The 18,777-nt window shown below is 72.4% G+C and carries 16 protein-coding genes; 13 read left to right on the top strand and 3 right to left on the bottom strand.

The genetic code is table 11. From position 1 onward, the window contains the following. The 11 genes from AC07DA_RS08215 to AC07DA_RS08165 all read left to right on the top strand — a co-directional run bounded on the left by AC07DA_RS08215 (position 1) and on the right by AC07DA_RS08165 (position 12,757). Positions 1-2,964 carry an amino acid adenylation domain-containing protein gene (locus tag AC07DA_RS08215; RefSeq protein WP_479125701.1) on the top strand — a complete coding sequence of 988 codons (2,964 nt, stop codon included), beginning with the start codon at positions 1-3 and terminating at the stop codon, positions 2,962-2,964. Between the two features lie 48 nt (positions 2,965-3,012). Then, entirely contained in the window at positions 3,013-3,381 is a 369-nt protein-coding gene (locus AC07DA_RS08210; RefSeq protein ID WP_479125699.1) for a hypothetical protein, read from the top strand. After that, on the top strand, positions 3,374-4,855 hold the full coding sequence (locus AC07DA_RS08205) for a pyridoxal phosphate-dependent decarboxylase family protein (RefSeq protein ID WP_479125697.1): 1,482 nt from the start codon (positions 3,374-3,376) through the stop codon (positions 4,853-4,855). The genes AC07DA_RS08210 and AC07DA_RS08205 overlap by 8 nt, the downstream gene beginning before the upstream one ends. Next, positions 4,852-5,211, top strand: coding sequence for a Dabb family protein (locus AC07DA_RS08200; protein ID WP_479125696.1), 360 nt, complete (start codon positions 4,852-4,854; stop codon positions 5,209-5,211). The genes AC07DA_RS08205 and AC07DA_RS08200 overlap by 4 nt, the downstream gene beginning before the upstream one ends. After that, positions 5,195-6,124 (top strand): phytanoyl-CoA dioxygenase family protein, encoded by a 930-nt coding sequence (locus tag AC07DA_RS08195; protein WP_479125694.1) that lies wholly within the window; start codon positions 5,195-5,197, stop codon positions 6,122-6,124. Before AC07DA_RS08200 ends, AC07DA_RS08195 begins: the two co-directional genes overlap by 17 nt. Before the next feature lie 106 nt (positions 6,125-6,230). After that, on the top strand, positions 6,231-7,340 hold the full coding sequence (gene hppD, locus AC07DA_RS08190; protein WP_479125692.1) for a 4-hydroxyphenylpyruvate dioxygenase: 1,110 nt from the start codon (positions 6,231-6,233) through the stop codon (positions 7,338-7,340). Then, complete coding sequence (locus AC07DA_RS08185) at positions 7,337-8,476, top strand: alpha-hydroxy acid oxidase (protein ID WP_479125690.1); 1,140 nt, start codon at positions 7,337-7,339, stop codon at positions 8,474-8,476. The genes hppD and AC07DA_RS08185 overlap by 4 nt, the downstream gene beginning before the upstream one ends. Beyond that, entirely contained in the window at positions 8,470-9,831 is a 1,362-nt protein-coding gene (locus AC07DA_RS08180; RefSeq protein WP_479125688.1) for an aminotransferase-like domain-containing protein, read from the top strand. The genes AC07DA_RS08185 and AC07DA_RS08180 overlap by 7 nt, the downstream gene beginning before the upstream one ends. A 120-nt stretch (positions 9,832-9,951) precedes the next feature. Beyond that, complete coding sequence (gene pcaDC / locus AC07DA_RS08175; RefSeq protein ID WP_479125686.1) at positions 9,952-11,256, top strand: bifunctional 3-oxoadipate enol-lactonase/4-carboxymuconolactone decarboxylase PcaDC; 1,305 nt, start codon at positions 9,952-9,954, stop codon at positions 11,254-11,256. 32 nt (positions 11,257-11,288) lie between these two features. Beyond that, positions 11,289-11,924, top strand: a complete 636-nt coding sequence (locus tag AC07DA_RS08170) for an MBL fold metallo-hydrolase (protein WP_479125684.1) — start codon at positions 11,289-11,291, stop codon at positions 11,922-11,924. A 53-nt stretch (positions 11,925-11,977) separates the two neighbouring features. Then, positions 11,978-12,757, top strand: coding sequence for an exodeoxyribonuclease III (locus AC07DA_RS08165; RefSeq protein ID WP_479125682.1), 780 nt, complete (start codon positions 11,978-11,980; stop codon positions 12,755-12,757). A gap of 34 nt (positions 12,758-12,791) precedes the next feature. Here AC07DA_RS08165 and AC07DA_RS08160 read toward each other — a convergent pair whose 3' ends face one another. After that, the gene (locus tag AC07DA_RS08160) at positions 12,792-14,558 is read right to left on the bottom strand and encodes an SGNH/GDSL hydrolase family protein (RefSeq protein ID WP_479125680.1); all 1,767 of its coding nucleotides are present in this window, start codon (positions 14,556-14,558) and stop codon (positions 12,792-12,794) included. A gap of 220 nt (positions 14,559-14,778) precedes the next feature. On the opposite strand from AC07DA_RS08160, the gene AC07DA_RS08155 reads away from it, so the two are divergent. Continuing rightward, the gene (locus tag AC07DA_RS08155) at positions 14,779-15,186 is read left to right on the top strand and encodes a DUF6278 family protein (RefSeq protein WP_479125678.1); all 408 of its coding nucleotides are present in this window, start codon (positions 14,779-14,781) and stop codon (positions 15,184-15,186) included. A 138-nt stretch (positions 15,187-15,324) separates the two neighbouring features. Continuing rightward, the gene (locus AC07DA_RS08150; RefSeq protein ID WP_479125676.1) at positions 15,325-16,068 is read left to right on the top strand and encodes an amino acid ABC transporter ATP-binding protein; all 744 of its coding nucleotides are present in this window, start codon (positions 15,325-15,327) and stop codon (positions 16,066-16,068) included. Between the two features lie 219 nt (positions 16,069-16,287). On the opposite strand, the gene AC07DA_RS08145 is transcribed toward AC07DA_RS08150, so the two are convergent. Next, positions 16,288-17,856, bottom strand: a complete 1,569-nt coding sequence (locus AC07DA_RS08145; protein WP_479125674.1) for an alpha/beta fold hydrolase — start codon at positions 17,854-17,856, stop codon at positions 16,288-16,290. A 115-nt stretch (positions 17,857-17,971) separates the two neighbouring features. Next, positions 17,972-18,733 (bottom strand): hypothetical protein, encoded by a 762-nt coding sequence (locus AC07DA_RS08140; protein ID WP_479125672.1) that lies wholly within the window; start codon positions 18,731-18,733, stop codon positions 17,972-17,974. Positions 18,734-18,777: the final 44 nt, after the last annotated feature.

Here is an 18,777-nt window from a genome sequence, read left to right as displayed (position 1 = left end):
ATGGACGTCAACGAGCTGCTGCGGCGCGCCGCCCATGAGCACGGCGCTCGCACGGCGCTCATCGACGGCGCCACCACCGTCACCTACACCCGGCTCTTCGCCACCGTCCTCAGCCACGCGCACGCCCTGCGCGCACGCGGCCTGGGCCCCGGTGCCACGGTCGCCGTCTGCGTCGACCGCTCCGCGGACACCGTGGCGCTGTTCCTCGCCACCCAGTGGATCGGCGCCGCCTACCTGCCGGTCGACGACCGGATCCCGCTCGCCCGGCTCAGGTTCATGCTCGCCGACGCCGGCTGCGACCTGCTCGTCCTGGAGGACGACCACCCCGACGGCGCCGCCCTCCGCGAGGCGGACACCCTCGTCCTGACCAGATCCGGGCTCCACGCCGCCCACCCGGGCGGCACCCCGACCGAGGCGCAGGTACCCGCCACGCCGGGCCCCGTCGCCTACATCCTGTACACCTCCGGCTCGACGGGCCTGCCCAAGGCGGTGCCGGTCTCGGCCGCGAACCTGTCCTTCTTCACCGACTGGCTGCGCGGCACGTACACGCCCGAGGAAGTGGCCTGCACGGCTTTCACCATCTCCGTCGGTTTCGACGTCTCCTTCGCCGAGATCCTCGCCCCCATGGTCCACGGAGGCACCCTCGTCCTCTTCGAGGACCTCTTCCGGATCGGGGAGAGCACCGTCCCCCTCACCTCGCTGGCCAACGTGCCCGGCAACCTGGCCCGCCACCTGGAGCACCACGCGCTGCCGGCCAGCCTCAAAGTGGTGACCTCGCTCGGCGAGCCGCTGCGCGTGGAACTGGCCCGCCGCATCACCGCGGGCCGCTCCCTGCGGCTCATCAACGCCTACGGGCCGACCGAGGCCACCGTCTATACCACGCACCACGTCGTCACCCCCGACGACCTCGACGGCACCACCACCATTCCGATCGGCCTCCCGCTGCCCGGGGTCACCGCCGAGGTCCTGGCGCCGGACGGCACCCCCTGCGCCGCGGGCGAACCGGGGGAGCTGGTCGTCACCGGCCCCAACGTCGCCGCCGGGTACCTGTCGGCGCACGCCCGCGACAGCAAGGCGTTCTTCCGGCGCCCCGACGCGGCCCACCCCTCGTACCGCACCGGTGACATGGTCGTGCGCGACGCCTCCGGGGTGCTGACCTGTCTCGGCCGGTCCGACCGTCAGTGCAAGATCAACGGGATCCGGGTCGACCTCCAGGAGATCACCACCCACCTGCTGGCCTGCCCGGGTGTCGCAGGCGGGCACATCGCCGCCCGGGAAACCCCCGCCGGCACCCGGCTCGCTGCCTTCGTCACGGCGACGCCGGAGGGAACCGCGCACCCCGAGGACATCCGGGCCAAGCTCGCCGCGGTCCTGCCCCGCTACAGCGTCCCCCACGACGTCCTGATCGTCCCCGCCCTCCCGACGACGCTGAGCGGCAAGACCGACGAGGAAGCCCTGTTCGCCCTCCTCGCCGGCCCGGGAGCCGACACGGGCGTCGCGAGCGCCGGAGCCGACAGCGGCGCGGACCCCGTCGCGGACATCCTCGCGCGCTGCACGACCGCGCCGGACCCGGCCTCCGGCCACCACCGGCTGCACGGGCTGACCTCCCTCGAACTCATCGCCCTGCGACGGCGGTTGCTGCACGAGCACGCCACCGACGTGCCCCTGAGAGAGATCTACCGCTGCGAGGACGTCGGAGCCCTCGCCGACCTGGTCCGCCGCCGCCGCGGCAACGCCTGCCCGGCCCCCGACGGCGCGTCATCGGCGACTCCCGGCGCCCGGACGTGCGGCGTCGGGGAGCAGAACATCTGGCTCGCCGACATGCTCACCCCCGGCACCTGTGGCAACAACGAGGTCTACCGGCTGACCTTCACCCGCGAGATCTCCGCCGACCGCCTGGAGGCGGCCCTCGGGGAGTGCGTCCGCGACATCCCCGCCCTGCGCACCGCCTACCTTCTGCGCGACGGACAACTGGTCAAGGAGACGGCGGATCCGGCCGCCTGCGCCTTCCGGCTGGGACACGTCCCGGCCGACGGCCCCCGCGGGGACGCGGCGGCGACAGCCGTCGGCCGCCGCCCGTTCGACCTCGCCGACCCGCTGAAGATGCGCGCCTACCTGCTGCCCGGCCGGCCTACCACCCTCCTCCTCGTCATCCACCACATCGCCATCGACGCATTCGCCGTGGACGTCCTGCTGGAACACCTGGAGAACCTGCTGCTGGACCGCTCGGCCACGCCCCCGCGCGCCGCCGGCGGCACCTGGCGCGCCCCGGCCGAACCGGAAGCCCTGCGCGCCTGGTGGCGGCAGCGCCTTTCCCCTCTCCGAGAGGGCTCCGACGTCCCCGTGCCGCCCGGTGACACCGCCGACCGTAGGGAGATCCACCTGACCGGGCCCACACACACGGCCCTGCTGACCACCACGCGCAAGGCCCGCACCAGCGTGTTCGGTGTTCTGCACGCGGCGCTGACCACGACCCTGGCCCGCCGGCTCGCCACGGATACGGTGTCGCTCGCCACGCCGATGACGAAGCGGAGCGAGGAGGACAGGCAGGTCGCCTGCCTCACCAACGTGGTCCCGCTCGTCGCCGGTCCCCGCCCCTCGGACACCTCCGTACTGGCCCACCTGGCGGAGTTGCGCCGCGGCCTCCTGGAGACCCTGGACCACTCGGACGTGGCGCTGAGCGACCTGCGGACCATTCAGGCCCGGCCCGACGCCCCACTGGTGCACGCGATGCTCGCCGAAGTCCGCCGCCCCGCCCCCGGCGCGACGCTCTTCGAGGCCGTGGAGGTGTTCACCGGCATCGCCAAACTGCCCCTCATCTTCCTCTTCGAGGACCGGCCCGACACACTCCGCCTCGTCGCCGAGTTCGTCCCCGGCCCGGAGGCGACCGCGTTCGTGGAGTCCGTGATGGCCGCCGTCGGCGGCGAGATCGAGGCCATCACCGCCGCCGTCACCGCCCACTGACCGCACCACCACCCGCCCACCACTCACTCATCCGATGCGAGGAACACCATGAGCACTGACAAGGTCACCGTCATCGAGACCTGGAAGCTGAAGGACGAGTTCGCCGGCCGCGCCCTCGAACTCATGCAGGTGATGGATGACATCGTCGGCCCCGGCGCCCACGGCGACCCGGGCTGGTGCGAGCACGGGCGCTTCTACCAGCTGCAGGAGCGGCAGTCCGAGATCTGGATGATGTACTCCTGGCGCAGCCGGGCCGAGCACGAGGTCTTCATCAAGAAGGAGGAGGAACTGCTCGGCGAATTCTACGAGCAGTACTGCGACGGTCCCCGCGGCATCGTCTACTTCACCGAACTCCCCGTCGACGTCGAGGCCGACGGTCACGAGGGCGCGCAGCACGGCGGACAGGCGCATGGCTGAGCCCTCCGCCACGCTCGGGGACACCGGCGACTGGGCCCCCGCCGACTTCGAGCGGCACGGCCGGGAGCTGCTCGCCTCGCTGCGGGAGCACTTCGAGCACGTCCGGGACGTTCCGGTGGCCCGCCCGTACGACCCGGCCGAGCTGATGGCCCGGCTGGACACGGACGCCCCCGAACGGGGGGACGACTTCTCGCGCATCCTCGCCGACACGTGGGACCAGGTCGTCCCCGATCTGGTGCAGTGGAACCACCCGGCCTTCCACGGCTACTTCTCCACCTGCGCCAGTTTTCCGGGGGTCCTCGCCGAGACCATGACGGCGGCGCTCAACGTCAACGCCATGCTGTGGAAGACCAGCCCCTCGGCATCCGCCCTCGAGGTGGTGGTGCTGCGCTGGCTCGCGGACATGGCCGGCTACCCCGCCGACGCGGACGCCGTCCTCGTCGGCGGGGCCTCGCTGGCCACCCTGTACGCCCTCGGCGCGGCCCGGGACGCGGCGTACCCCCACGACATCCGCGAGCACGGCCTGGCCGGTCCAAACACGGCCACCCCGCGGATCTACACCTCCGACCAGGCACACAGCTCCGTGGACAAGGCGGCCATCACGCTCGGCGTCGGCCTGCGCAACGTCGTGCGGATCCCGTCCGACAGCGGCTACCGCATGCGCCCGGACCTCCTCGAGGCGGCCATCGCCGAGGACGTGGCGGCAGGCCGACGGCCCGTCGCCGTGGTCGCCACCGTCGGTACCACGTCGGTCGCCGCGGCCGATCCACTGAGCCCGATCGCCGACATCTGCCGGCGCCACGGCGTGTGGCTCCATGTCGACGCCGCCTACGGCGGGCTGTTCGCGCTGTCCACCGCACTGCGACCCGCCCTGGAGGACGTGTCCGTCGGAGACTCCCTCGTGGTCAATCCGCAGAAGACGCTCTTCGTCCCCCTCGACGCCACGTCCCTGCACTGCCGCCGCCGCGGGGCCCTCGCCAACACCTACCGGCTCGTCCCCGAGTACCTCACCTCCACCCACCCGGGCGGCGCGGCCGACTTCATGGACCTCTCACCCCAGCTGGGGCGGGGCTTTCGCGCCCTCAAACTGTGGTGGGTCATCCGGGCCTTCGGCCTCGACGGACTGCGCAGCCGCCTCGACCACGCCGTCGCTCTCGCGGGCGAGCTCCGCGGCCTGGCAGCGGAGCACCCCGACTGGCAGTGCCCGGTGCCATCCGCCTACCCGTTGGTGTGCCTGCGCTACCAGCCGGCCGGGGGGCCACGGCCCGAAACCCCCGAAGGACGGGCCGCCCTCGACGCCCTCAACGCCCGCATCGTCGCGGAACTCAACGACGCCGGCGAGGCCTTCGTCTCCCACTCCGTCATCCGCGACGGCTACGTCATCCGCGTCTCCTTCGCCAACATCCACACGACCCCCGACGACATCACCCGCCTGTGGGCGGCCCTGAACCGCCTTGCGGAGAAGACCAGATGATCCACCACATCGTTCTGTTCCGTCTGAAACCAGGCATCACCTGGGCAAGTCCCGAGGCGCGTGCGGCGGAGGAACTCCAGGAGCGCATGGGGGAGGAGATAGCGGACCTGCGGGCCTGGACCTGCGGGCGGAACATCACGGACCGTGCCGCCGCCCACGACTACGCCGTCCTCGGACTCCTCGACGACGAGGCCGCCCTCGCCCGGTACCTCGCCCACCCCTTCCACCGGCGGACCGCCGAGGCATGGACGGCCCTCAGCGACCGTGTCCTCGCGGACATCCAGGCCCGGCCCACCCCGTCCACGACCCGGTTCCCTCACCCCCCGGAAGGAGACCCCCGTGTCCGCACCCGCTGACGCCTCCACCCTCACCGACGAGGAACGCGCCCTCCTCCCCACCGACGCCGACGTCGCCTTCTACGCGGAGCACGGCTGGTACCTGTCGAAGAAGCTGTTCACCGACGAGGAGACGGCCCTCCTGCGCAGCGCCTCCGAAGACTTCTACGGCGGTGCCCGCAGCCGCACGCTGCCCGCCCGGCCGCCGCGCCTGGCGTACTGGACTCCCGAGAAGGGCGCCGTCCAGCGGCACAACGACTACATCCACTACGAGAGCGACGACATCGCCCGCGTGCTGCGCAAGCCCCTGCTGGGGGCCGTCGCCGCACGGCTCGCCCAGGCCGACCGGATACGGGTCTTCCAGTCCACCCTGATCCTCAAGCCACCGAGCGCCGAGGAGCCGAGCAACGTCGTCCCCTGGCACTTCGACCGGGACTACTGGGCCACCTCCAGCTCCGAACGCATGCTCACGGCGTTCATCCCCTTCCACACCTGTGACGAGCGGATGGGCACGATCACCATGATCGACGGCAGCCACCGCTGGCAGGAGCTCGACCGCGACGCCGTCACCGCCCGTCACTTCGTCGAACTGGGCAGCGACGCCGAGTCGGTCCTGCACCGCACCGCGGAGGCCAACGGCGCGGAGGTCCGCAAGGTCCCGATGGTCATACCCGAGGGCCACGTCAGCTTCCACCACTGCCGCACCTACCACGGCAGCGGCCCCAACCTCTCGGCACAGCCACGCCGCGCGGTCTCCCTCCACCTGCAGGACGGGGACAACCACTACCGGGCGTTCCCGCTCGCCGACGGCACCGTCGCCACGTACAACCACGACGTCCTCGTCCGCCGGACGGCCCAGGGCACGCCGGACTACGCGGACCCCGACTACTGCCCCGTCGTCTGGGACGGGCAGCCGCCCGCTCCCGCCGTCTGACCCGCGCGGCCACATGCGACACCCGGGCGGCGGGCCACGTGTCCCACCCCCGGTCCGCCACCCGCGGCGCCCCACGCCACACCGAGGAAGAAACGGACCACGCACCATGACCACGGCAGCAGAGATCGCCCACAACCACGCCGCACTGCCCGTCGACGACCTCCGTCTCGACCATGTGGAGTTCTACGTCGAGGACCTCGACCGCGCGAGCGCCCACTGGAGGGAGCACTACGCCTTCAGTCCCGTCGGCACGGCCCAGGGGCCCCATCACCGGTCCCTCGCCCTGCGCCACGGCCGGACCCTGCTGGTCCTCACCCAGGGCACCGGCGACGACCACCCGGCCAGCGCCTATGTGCAGCAGCACGGCGACGGTGTCGCGCGCATCGCCCTGCGCACCGGTGACGCCGCCGCCGCGTACGAGCACGCCGTCGCCCGCGGCGCCCGTCCCGTCGACGGACCCGCCCCGCAGGCCGGCCCGGGAACACCGACCGCCGCCGCCGTGTCGGGCTTCGGTGACGTGGTCCACACCCTCGTGGAACGGGACGACAGCGACGACCTGCCCCCTGGATTCGAGCCGCTGGCCCCCGCCGCCGAGCAGGCCGCCGACGGGCCGGGACTGCTGGAGATCGACCACTTCGCCGTCTGCCTGGGTGTCGGCGAACTCGCCGACACCGTGGATCACTACCGCGAGGCCCTCGGCTTCCGCGAGATCTTCGAGGAGCGGATAGCCGTCGGCGCCCAGGCGATGCTGTCGAAGGTGGTCCAGAGCCGCTCCGGCGACATCACCCTCACGCTCATCCAGCCCGACCCCGAGGCCGAGCCCGGTCAGATCGACGACTTCCTCAAGAACCACGGCGGCTCCGGCGTCCAGCACATCGCCTTCTCCAGCACGGACGCCGCCGCCACCGTCGGCGCCCTGGCCCGGCGCGGCGTCGAATTCCTCTCCACCCCCGCCACCTACTACGAACTCCTCGGCCGCCGGGTGGCACTGCGGCGTCACAACCTCGAGACCCTGCGGAGTCTCAACATCCTTGTCGACGAGGACCACGCCGGCCAGCTCTTCCAGATCTTCACCCGCTCCGCCCACCCCCGGCGGACTCTCTTCTTCGAGGTCATCGAACGACTCGGCGCCCAGACCTTCGGCTCGTCCAACATCAGGGCCCTGTACGAGGCCGTCGAACTGGAGATGTCCCGACGCAACGGTCCCGGACTGTGACCCACACCGACCGGGTCGCCCCCGCGACGGCCCTGGAGAACCTCCACAGCCTCGCCGACATCGAGCGGGCCGCGCACGGGCTGCTCCCCGCCCCGGTACGGGATTTCGTGGCCGGCGGCGCCGGGGCCGAACTCACCCTCGCCGCCAACCGCCGTGCCTTTGAGGCGACCCGCCTGGTTCCGCGGGCCCTGCGGGACGTGTCGGGCTGTGATCCGGCGACGACCCTGCTCGGTCTGCCCGCCGCGATGCCGGTGGCCGTCGCTCCCATCGGCTACCACGGGCTCGTCCACCCCGACGGCGAACTGGCCGTCGCCCGCGCCGCCAAGGAAGCCGGCGTCCCCTTCACCGTGGCCACCCTCAGCAGCCGCACCATCGAGGACGTCGCCGGCGTCGCGGACCCCACCTGGTTCCAGCTCTACTGGCTGCGCGACCGCGCCACGACCTTCGACCTCGTACGCCGGGCCGAGGACGCCGGCTGCGCGGCCGTCATGCTCACCGTGGACGTCCCCTGGATGGGCCGCCGCCTGCGGGATGTCCGCAACGGCTTCGCCCTGCCCGAGGACGTCGTCGCCGCCAACCTCACCACGGGTACCGCCTCCGCCGCCCACCGGGTCTCGGCAGGGACCTCGGCGGTGGCCCGCCACACCGCCGCCGCCTTCGACCCCTCGCTGTCCTGGCCCGACCTGGAGGAACTCCGTCGCCGCACCCGGCTGCCGCTGATCGTCAAGGGCGTCCTGGACTCCGCCGACGCCGCCCGTGCCGCCGGTTGCGGAGCCGACGCCGTCGTCGTGTCCAACCACGGCGGCCGTCAGCTCGACGGCGTGGTCCCGGCCCTGGACGTCCTCCCCGAAGTCCGCGCAGCGCTCCCCGAGTCCTGCGAGGTCCTCCTCGACTCCGGTGTCCGCGGTGGCGTCGACATCGTCAAGGCCCTCGCCCTGGGCGCCCGCGGCGTTCTCGTCGGGCGGCCCCTGCTGTGGGGTCTGGCGGTCGCGGGTACCGACGGCGTCCGCCGCACCCTCGACCTGCTGGCCGCCGAATTCCGTGACGCCCTCGGCCTGGCCGGCTGCACCGATCCCTCCGCAGCCACCCTGTTGCGGACCCGCCGCGCATCCGACGGAGGACCCCAGCCGTGGTGACCGCCCCACTCGAACCGACGGCCGGCAGCCGGCCTGCCGGGCCCGCGACGCTCGAACTGACCGACCTGCACGCCTCGCTCACCGATCCGGCGCTCGGCTCGATGACCTTCCTCAACGAGATCGCCCAGCGCTTCCCCGAGGCCATCTCCTTCGCCCCCGGCCGCCCGTACGAGGGATTCTTCGAAACCTCCCTCGTCCACCGCTACCTCGAACGCTACGAGCGGCACCTGCGCGAGGAGCGGGGCCTCGGCGAGGATGAGGTGCGGCGCACCTTCTACCAGTACGGCCGTACCAAGGGCATCGTCCATGAACTGATCACCCGGCACCTCGCCCTCGACGAGAACATCGTGGCCGACCCCGAGGCCGTCGTCGTCACCGTGGGCTGTCAGGAGGCCATGTTCCTGGTCCTGCGGGCGCTGCGGACCGGTCCCCGCGACGTTCTGCTCGCCGTCTCACCCACGTATGTCGGCGTCACGGGCGCCGCTCGCCTCGTCGACATGCCCGTCCTGGAGGTCCGGGAGGGACCGTACGGCATCGACCTCGCCCACCTGGAAGAGGTCGTCCGCGACGCCCGCTCCCAGGGCCTGCGCCCCCGCGCGTGCTACCTGATCCCCGACTTCTCCAACCCCTCGGGCGTCAGCATCGACGTGCCGACGCGGCAGACCCTGCTCCACCTTGCCGAGCGCCTCGACCTGCTGCTGCTGGAGGACAACCCGTACGGCTACTTCACCGCCGACGGCGCCCCCCTCCCGACCCTCAAGTCCCTCGACGCCCGAGGCCGCGTCGTCTACCTGGGCTCCTTCGCCAAGACCGGCCTGCCGGGAGCCCGCGTCGGCTATGTCCTGGCCGATCAGCGGGTGACGGCCGCGGACGGTACGAGAGGGCTCCTGGCCGACGAACTGTCCAAGCTGAAGAGCATGCTCACGGTCAACACCTCGCCCATCGCCCAGGCGGTGATCGCCGGAAAGCTCCTCACCCACGACTGCGCCCTGCGCGAGGCCAACGCCCGGGAGATCGCCCTCTACCGGGACAACCGCGACCGCCTGCTGGCGGCACTGGCTCTCCATTTCCCGCCGGACAGCGGTTCGGGCGTCACCTGGAACGTCCCGCACGGCGGCTTCTTCGTCGTCGTCACCGTGCCCTTCCCCGCCGATGACGCGCTGCTGGAGGTCTCGGCCCGCGAGCACGGCGTGCTGTGGACCCCGATGCGCCACTTCGGCAGCGGCCCCGGCACCGAGTACCAACTGCGTCTCTCCCTCAGCTCGGTCACCGGGCCCCGGATCGACGAGGGCGTGCGCCGCCTGGCGTTCCTGATCAGGCAGTCGGCGCGGGCGTGCGCCGGCCCCACGTCATGAGCGCGCGGGCGAAGGACCCGCCCTGACGGGGCGGCCGGCGACGGGCGTGCAGCATGATCGCAGGACGGTATGCACGGACCCCCGTCAGAGGGGCGGGTGATACGTGAGAGGGTCTGAGGCGTGAGTGAGACACCCCCGAACACCCTGCAATACCGCTTCGACGGGCCAGAAGACGCTCCGGTCCTGATCCTGGGTCCCTCACTGGGCACCACCTGGCACATGTGGGACCGCCAGGTCCCCGAGCTGGCCGGGCAGTGGCGCGTCTTCCGGTTCGACCTGCCGGGCCACGGCGGCGCCCCCGCGTACCCGGCGGGCTCGGTCACCGACCTCACCACACGGCTGCTGGCCACCCTCGAAGGGCTCGGCGTGCAGCGCTTCGGCTACGCGGGCTGCGCGCTCGGCGGCGCCGTCGGCATCGAGCTGGCCCTGCGCCACCCCGAGCGACTGGCCTCCCTCGCGCTGATCGCGGCCTCGCCGCGCTTCGGCACGGCCGACGAGTTCCGGCAGCGCGGCGTGATCGTGCGGACGAACGGCCTCGACCCCATCGCCCGGACCGCGCCCGAGCGCTGGTTCACCGGCGGGTTCGCCGCCGCGCAGCCCGCCATCACCGAGTGGGCCGTGCAGATGGTGCGCACCACCGACCCCGGCTGCTACATCGCCGCCTGCGAGGCGCTCGCCTCCTTCGACGTGCGGACCGAGCTCGGCCGTGTCGGCGTACCCACTCTCGTGCTCGTCGGCTCGGACGACCAGGTCACCGGCCCCGCCGAGGCCCGCACCCTGGTCGCGGGCATCCCGGACGCCCGCCTCGCGGTCGTCCCCGGGGCCTCGCACCTGGTGCCGGTGGAGCAGCCCGCCGCCGTCACCGACCTGCTCGTACGGCACTTCTCCACCGCCTGGCAGCCCGCCTTCGAGACCTCCACCGGCCAGACCGCCCTGCCCACCGCCGTCAAGCCGGCCCCCTCCCCGGCCCCGCCGCAGCCGCCGCAGACCGGCCCCGTCGCCGAGATCGCCCCGGTCGCCGTACCGCCGCACGGGCAGGGGCGGCCCGATCCGTACGACGCCGGGATCAAGGTCCGCCGCGAGGTGCTCGGCGACGCCCACGTGGACCGGGCCCTGGCGCAGGCCGACGCGTTCTCGGGGGACTTCCAGGAGTTCATCACGCGCTACGCGTGGGGCGAGATCTGGCACCGCCCCGGACTCGACCGGCGCACCCGCAGCTGCGTCACCCTCACCGCCCTGGTCGCCGGCGGCCACCTGGACGAGCTGGCCTTCCACACCAGAGCCGCCCTGCGCAACGGCCTGACCCCCGACGAGATCAGGGAAGTACTGCTCCAGGCGGCCGTCTACTGCGGCGTGCCGGCGGCGAACAGCGCCTTCAAGGTGGCCCAGCAGGTCATCCGGGAGGAGACCACACCCCAGGAATGAGCCCGGCGGGAGCGCGGGGGCAGGATGGAATCATGAAGCTCACGAAGAAGTCGCACGCCTGCGTCCGTCTGGAGAAGGACGGCCGGACCCTCGTCCTGGACCCGGGCGGGTTCACGGAGGAGGACGCCGCGCTCGGCGCGGACGCGATCCTCGTCACCCACGAGCACCCCGACCACTTCGACGAGTTCCGGCTGCGCGCGGCGATGGAGGACAACCCGGCCGCCGAGATCTGGACGCTGCGGTCGGTCGCGGAGAAGATCTCGTCCGCCTTCCCGGGCCGCGTCCACACCGTCGGCCACGGCGACACGTTCACCGCCGCCGGCTTCGACGTCCAGGTCCACGGCGAACTGCACGCCGTGATCCACCCGGACATCCCGCGCATCACCAACGTCGGCTACCTCCTCGACGGCGGCAAGGTGTTCCACCCCGGCGACGCCCTGACCGTCCCCGACCACCCGGTCGAGACGCTGATGCTCCCCGTCATGGCCCCCTGGAGCAAGATCTCCGAGGTGATCGACTACGTCCGCGAGCTGCGGCCGCAGCGCGCCTACGACATCCACGACGCCCTCCTCACCGACCTGGCCCGCCCGATCTACGACCGCCAGATCGGGCAGCTCGGCGGCTCGGAACACCTGCGGCTGACGCCGGGGGACTCCGCCGAGGTCTGAGGCCCGGCAGGGACCCGGCCGCGTTGTCACACCCTCCGGGTAGGTTGTGAGGCATGCGCATCGCGACCTGGAACGTGAACTCGATCACCGCCCGCCTGCCGAGGCTCCTGGCCTGGCTGGAGAGCAGCGGCACGGACGTGCTGTGCCTCCAGGAGGCCAAGGTCGCCGAGGACCAGTTCCCCGCGGAGCAGCTGCGCGAGCTGGGCTACGAGTCGGCGGTCCACGCCACCGGCCGGTGGAACGGCGTGGCGGTGCTCTCCCGCGTCGGCATCGAGGACGTCGTCAAGGGCCTGCCGGGCGACCCCGGCTTCGACGGCTCGGTGGAGCCGCGCGCCATCTCGGCGACCTGCGGCCCGCTCCGCGTCTGGTCGGTCTACGTGCCGAACGGCCGTGAGGTGGACCACCCCCACTACGCCTACAAGCTGCAGTGGTTCGAGGCCCTCAAGGCCGCCGTCGCCGGTGACGCGGCCGGCAGCCGCCCCTTCGCGGTCATGGGCGACTACAACGTGGCACCGACGGACGACGACGTCTTCGACCGCGCCTTCTTCGAGGGCTCCACGCACGTCACGGCCGCCGAGCGCGCCGCCCTGGCCTCCCTGCGCGAGACCGGCCTGTCGGACGTGGTCCCGCGGCCCCTGAAGTACGAGCACCCGTTCACGTACTGGGACTACCGCCAGCTCTGCTTCCCGAAGAACCGCGGCATGCGCATCGACCTGGTCTACGGCAACCAGCCGTTCGCGCAGGCCGTGAAGGACGCGTACGTGGACCGCGAGGAGCGCAAGGGCAAGGGCGCCTCGGACCACGCCCCGGTCGTGGTGGACCTCGACGTCTAGGGCGCAGTCCGGAGCACGCCGCGGACGGCGGTCCTCAAGGCCCGAGCAGCCGCAGGTCCACCGAGTCCGCCAGGGCCGCCAGACCCGCGTCGCCCGGGTGCAGATGGTCGCCGCTGTCGTAGGCGGGCAGCATCCGGGACGGCCGCTGCGGATCCCGCACCACCGCGTCGAAGTCGAGCACGCCGTCGAAGACCCCGCCGTCCCGGATCCACGCGTTCACGGCCCGGCGCTCGGTGTCCACGGCGGCGGTGCACCGCGCCTCCCCCTCGCAGGGCAGGATCGTCGCGGCGAGCATCCGCACCCCCCGGGCGTGCCCGCGCGCCGCGAGGTCCCGCAGGCCCGCGATCACCCGCCGCGCCGAGGTGTCCCACCGCAGGTCGTTGACGCCCTCGAAGACGACCGCGGTACGCGCCGACGTCTGCGCGAGCACGTCCCGGTCGAACCGGTGCAGGGCGCTCACCCCGGCCGTGTCCGTGGACACCCCGTCGCCGGGGTACCGGTCGGTGACCACCCGGTTGCCGGAGACGCCCTGGTTCAGCACGCCGTAGCGCGGGGCGGTGCTCTGCGCCAGGAGCCGGTTAGCCAGGACGTTCGGCCAGCGCCGGTTCGCGTCCACCGTCGACTTGTCGCCGTCGGTGATCGAGTCCCCGAGCAGCACCACGGACCCGGGGCCGCCGCTCACGTCGACCCCGGCCAGCAGGGGCCAGCTGGTGATCACCGACGTGTACGGGCCGGACGAGCCGTCGGCCGTGTGGTCGCCGGGTTCGCTGACGTACGACCGCTGCTGCGCGAGCCGGTGCACCGGCGCGGCCGCCACCGTGCCGGGCAGGTGGAAGCTCACCAGCAGATCGGTGCCGGCGGGCACGGCGAAGCCGAGAGCGTCGCTGTGGGCCTGCGCCCCGGCCGGGATCTCCACGCCCGCCGCCCCGCCGAAGGACAGCGGCACCGGAGTGCCCCGCGCGGCCGCGCCCGACGCCCGCACGGCCACCGTCGCGCCGCCGATCCGCACGGGCGTCGCCGCGAAGGTGTTGTCGAACCGGACCCGCACCCGGGGACCGCCGGCCGAGGTGTGCACCACCAGCCGCAGCGTGCGGTCCGTCCACGGCCCGACGGCGGCGTAGCCGCCCGTGGACGTCGCCCAGCTGCCCGTCCAGGCCGCCCCGCCGGACCGTACCGAGACGGCGAAGACGTGCAGCCCGGCCGCCTGTGGAAGCCGTACCGAGGCGACCGCGCGCCCCGGTGCCAGCGGTACGGTCACCGCGTAGAGGCGGGCACGCTCGGCGAGTTGCCCGCCGGGGGTGTTGACGTGCGGCAGGGCCACGGCCTTCGTGGCGAGCGGCCCGGTGCGCCAGTCGGGTGCGCTCAGCCGGTAGGCGGAACGCGTGCCGTTCGCGTAGACCACGGTGCCCGCGCCGCCCGCGTCCGCACCGGAGGTGCTCGCCACCAGGAAGGCCAGGGCGTCGCCGTGCCCCGTGACCCGGACGTGCTGCCCGGCGGCGCGGACGTTGTCCGGTTCACCGGGCCGCCGCTTCGGCCAGGTCAGCCGGGCGCCCTGGAGGGTGAGGACGCGACCGGGCGTCCAGCCGGCGGCCGCGAGGTCACGCGCCGACAGGGACGCCCCGGCGCCGTCGAAGTCGGCCTCCCCGGGCCGGCCGTCGTCGCTGACGGCGCTGTTGTCGAACAGCCGCTCCAGCGGCGCCGGCGCGGCGCGTTCGTCCTCGGCGGCCCCCGCCGGCACCGCCGGGACCAGCGACCCGCACAGGGCCAGGACGACCAGGATCCCCCGGACACATCGGCGCACGGCCGACTCCTCCCGCTCATCGAGACACGACGCGACACCACGCAAGGCAGAACCGGTGCGGAAGCCCCGACGACAGCCGGTGGGCGAGACGCACGGTGAAACTAGGGAGACGGCGGGGACTCGTCAACGAGCGCCGCGCGAACAGGGCGTGAACTCGGCCACCGTCCCCGGTCCGCGCGCCCTGTGGTGCATACGGCGGTACGAATGACACGCTGGACGTATGAACATCCCTTTCCTGGGCCACCGGCGCCAGAAGACGGGGTTCCCCGACCCGGCGGGCATCGCGGAACTCCTCGCCGAGTGCGAGCTGCTGCGCTCCCAGGCGTCCCAGGAGGGTGTCCGGCTGGACGACTCGGCGGCCTCCCTGGCGGCGCTCGACCAGCTCGTCCCGCGCTGGCGGGACGACGAGGAGACCCTGACCTGGCTCGGCAACGACGCCGGACTCTACCTGGGCACCGTGATCGTGCGGACCGTGCCCGGCGCCGCCTGGGAGATCAGGTCCGACGGGCAGCCCGTCGTGCGGCTCACCTCCGGCCGGGAGTTCGACGTCGTGGACTGCGGCCACGAGTGGGCCGCGCACGGGGTGCCCGAGCTGTCCCAGCTGTACGCCGAAGTCGCGGAGTCCTGACCGGAGGGCGGAACCTTTGGCCCAAAGCCCGACGTAAATACGGCTAATGATCGAAAAGTGCGTGTCGCCCGACACATCCGATCGGGCCTGGATACGTTGCGGCAACCACGACACAGCTGAGAGTGAGTAGGGCTGAGCATGGCCGTCGATCCGCTGATCGAGCTGCGTGACGTCAACAAGCACTTCGGGAGCCTGCATGTCCTGAGGGACATCAACCTCACCGTCGGCCGGGGAGAGGTGGTCGTGGTCATCGGCCCGTCCGGATCGGGCAAGTCGACCCTGTGCCGGGCCATCAACCGGCTGGAGACCATCGAGTCCGGGCAGATCGTCCTCGACGGGCAGCCGCTGCCGGACGAGGGCAAGGCGCTGGCGCGGCTGCGCGCCGATGTCGGCATGGTCTTCCAGTCGTTCAACCTCTTCGCCCACAAGACCGTCCTGCAGAACGTCTCCCTGGGGCAGGTCAAGGTCCGCGGGCGCGGGAAGGAGGAGGCCGACCGGCGCTCCCGCGAACTCCTCGAGCGGGTCGGCGTCGCCGACCAGGCGGACAAGTACCCCGCACAGCTCTCCGGCGGCCAGCAGCAGCGCGTGGCCATCGCCCGCGCCCTGGCCATGGAGCCCAAGGCGATGCTCTTCGACGAGCCCACCTCGGCGCTCGACCCGGAGATGATCAACGAGGTGCTGGAGGTCATGAAGCAGCTCGCCCGCGAGGGCATGACCATGATCGTCGTCACGCACGAGATGGGCTTCGCCCGCTCGGCCGCCAACCGCGTCGTGTTCATGTCCGACGGCCGGATCGTCGAGGACCGCACGCCGGACGAGTTCTTCACCAACCCCAGCAGCGACCGCGCCAAGGACTTCCTCTCCAAGATCCTCAAGCACTGAACGGCGGGCACCGGAAGGATCGTCGGGCCGGACCTCGACTACGATGTGCCCTTCATCCCAGTCGGAGAGGGGGACTTCGCCGAGGCCGCCGATCCGTTCGGGGTGAGCAGACCGCCCGCCCGGTCCGCGGGGCGTTTCCCGCCGGGTGAGGCCCCCGCGGCACCAGGCCACGGGGGCGGTGGTTCACATCGGCCAGGCCCGTCCGGCGGCAGCCGGAGATCACTGCTCGCGCAGCGGAACCGACACGTATGACGGGTCGTTCGCCGGCGAGGAGAAGGTCAGCTGCGCGCCGGACGGGTTGTGCTCGATGTAGAGCGGGTCGACCGTGTCGACGACCAGGGCGAGGCGATGCCCGGCCGGGACGTCGTAGGCCGTGGAGTACAGCTCCAGGTCGACGCCGAACGGCTTCCCGGGGGTGCGCCCGTGGAAGGTGTACGGCGCGTGGGAGACCAGCTTGCCGAGGCCGAGCGGCCCCACGTCGTACAGGTGGGCGACGAGGGTGCCGCTCTCCTTGGTCGGGGTGAGGGTGGTGTGGAGCCTTGAGGTCCCGCGCACCCGTTGGGCCGTGGCGTACTTCTCCGACTGCCACACGGCGGCCCATCTGCGGGGGAGCAGCGGGATGGAGGCCGTCGGGGGCAGCCGGGCCACCTGGTCGAGGATGCTGGACAGGAGGACGACTCCGCCGTCCGCGCCCGAGTTGACGTTCGCCCGGATGGTCTTCGAACCCGCGAGGGCGATCTTCCGGGTGTCCGCGCCGACCGACTTCCAGTCCGCGTACCCCTCGTAGCCGCCCGCCGCGCGGGACTTGAGCCGGACCGGCTGCTCGCGGTCGATGCCGTTGTCCACGCCCCGCAGATGGTGGTCGAACCAGCGCCGGGTGTCCTTCCACACGTCGTTGGGCAGCCCGAACAGGCCGGTCAGTTCGGCGGTCGCGTGGTCGCCGGGGCGCATCTCCAGCCGCTTGGGGCCGGTCAGCTTCTCGTAGAAGCCGGCGTACTGGTTGGGCGGGAAGATCGAGTCGCCCCAGGCGTTGGCGAGCATGACCGCCGTGCCGTTGTGGTTGATCCGGTCGACGTAGGTCGTAGCGGAACGTTTCTTCCCCCAGGCGACGAGCTCCGGCTCCTTCGCCAGGTTGGAGCTGTAGAAGTCGTCGAAGACCTGGCGGAGTTCGGCGCCCTGGCGGCCCGTGACGACACTCGCGCCGTCCAGCAGGGCCGCCGCCTGGACGTGCTGGGTGCGCCCGGAGTAGATCGAGCCGATCAGGTCGGCCCAGCCGCTCAGCGAGGCGACCGCCTTGACGCGCGGGTCGTGCGCGGCGGTGAGCAGGCTGATGCCGGCGCCGTAGGAGACGCCCGCCATGCCGACGCGCCCGGGGTCGGCGGGGGTGTGCGCGAGCGCCCAGTCGATGACCTTGGAGGCGTCGGTGACGTCGGGCGGGCCCGCCACCTCTATCTCGCCGCCCGACTGCCAGAAGCCGCGCACGTTGTACGTGACGACGACGTACCCGGAGTCGGCGAGCTGCTGGGCCTGGGCGAGGTACTCGATCTGGGGCAGGCCCCAGCTGGTGGGCAGGACGAGCAGGGGGTGGCGCCGGGTGCCGTCGGCGCCGGACGGGGTGACGACGTTGGCCTTGAGGACGGTGCCGCCGTCGCCGGTGATGTCGACGAAACGGACGGGGTTGGGCGCCGCCTGGGCGGTGGGGGCGATCCCGAGGGCGGTTCCGGCGACCAGGGTCGCCGAGACGGCGCCCGCTGCGGTGGTGCGCAGGGCCTTGCGGTGGGGTCCCACGGTCACTCCTCACTCGTGTCACTGCAAAGTGACCGAACGGTAACCTCGACCCTTTACCAGGGGTAACCCGTCGGTAAGTTACGTGCCAGTAACGATCGTTGAGGTGTGGAGGACTTCAGGGGGCGCGGTGGGTGTTGCGTGGAGCCGCCACGGCGGCGGGGGGCGCGGTCTGCGCCGCGCGTGTCACGTCGGCCACCAGTTCGACCACGTCCGGCCCGTACGCCTGCGAGTTGATCACCTTGAGCAGCAGCACGAACGAGCCGTTGCCGTACTTGCGGGTCAGCCGCTCGTGGTTGCGGGCGAGGTACCGGGTGGCGGCCTGGTTGGTGATCGACGTCTGGCCGCAGAAGAGGAACACCGGGCGGATGTCGTGGGTGCGGTCCGCGGTGAGCCGGGCCAGCAGCGCGTACTCCTCCCGGCCGTGCTCCACGCGGTAGCGCTCCGAGCCGACCAGCAACGAGCCCCGGTCCGGACCTGGTTCGGCGTCGACGTTCACGCGCACGCCCGGCAGCAGCGAGGACAGGTGGGCCGCCATGCGCCGGTTGGAGGCCGGGCCGCCGACGCAGAACTCGGTGCGCTCCCCGAAGCCCTGACGGGCCGTGTCGTGCGGGAGGATCTGGGCATGGGCGTTGCAGTCCTTGATGAGTGCGGCGAGTTCCAGCAGCGCGAAGACGTCGTAGCGCATCACCGCGAACTCGGGCCCCGCCGCACCCCGGTTCACCACCAGCAGGGACTCGGAGTTGTCGGGCAGCCCGAAGAACGCCTGCTTGCGGCGCAGCCTGCGTTTCCACAGGTAGGTGCGGGCCACCCAGCCGATCGCGCCGCTCAGGCCCGCCGCTATCACGCCCAGGACGATGTTGCGCACGTCGTCGTTCATGGGCGCGCATGGTAGCGGGCCGGGCGGACACGCGTTCGGCGCGT

The sequence above is a fragment of the Streptomyces sp. NPDC044921 genome (genome assembly GCF_056432865.1).
Note: the sequence above shows the minus strand (reverse complement) of the source record. Positions and strands in the feature narration are given on the sequence as shown.

Excerpts from the sequence above, each read along its gene's own strand:
- AC07DA_RS08170 (WP_479125684.1), top strand. The coding sequence starts at position 11,289 with ATGAAGCTCACGAAGAAGTCGCACGCCTGCGTCCGTCTGGAGAAGGAC.
- AC07DA_RS08200 (WP_479125696.1), top strand. The coding sequence starts at position 4,852 with ATGATCCACCACATCGTTCTGTTCCGTCTGAAACCAGGCATCACCTGG.
- AC07DA_RS08215 (WP_479125701.1), top strand. The coding sequence starts at position 1 with ATGGACGTCAACGAGCTGCTGCGGCGCGCCGCCCATGAGCACGGCGCT.
- AC07DA_RS08205 (WP_479125697.1), top strand. The coding sequence starts at position 3,374 with ATGGCTGAGCCCTCCGCCACGCTCGGGGACACCGGCGACTGGGCCCCC.
- AC07DA_RS08210 (WP_479125699.1), top strand. The coding sequence starts at position 3,013 with ATGAGCACTGACAAGGTCACCGTCATCGAGACCTGGAAGCTGAAGGAC.
- AC07DA_RS08155 (WP_479125678.1), top strand. The coding sequence starts at position 14,779 with ATGAACATCCCTTTCCTGGGCCACCGGCGCCAGAAGACGGGGTTCCCC.
- AC07DA_RS08140 (WP_479125672.1), bottom strand. The coding sequence starts at position 18,733 with ATGAACGACGACGTGCGCAACATCGTCCTGGGCGTGATAGCGGCGGGC.
- hppD (WP_479125692.1), top strand. The coding sequence starts at position 6,231 with ATGACCACGGCAGCAGAGATCGCCCACAACCACGCCGCACTGCCCGTC.
- AC07DA_RS08150 (WP_479125676.1), top strand. The coding sequence starts at position 15,325 with ATGGCCGTCGATCCGCTGATCGAGCTGCGTGACGTCAACAAGCACTTC.
- AC07DA_RS08165 (WP_479125682.1), top strand. The coding sequence starts at position 11,978 with ATGCGCATCGCGACCTGGAACGTGAACTCGATCACCGCCCGCCTGCCG.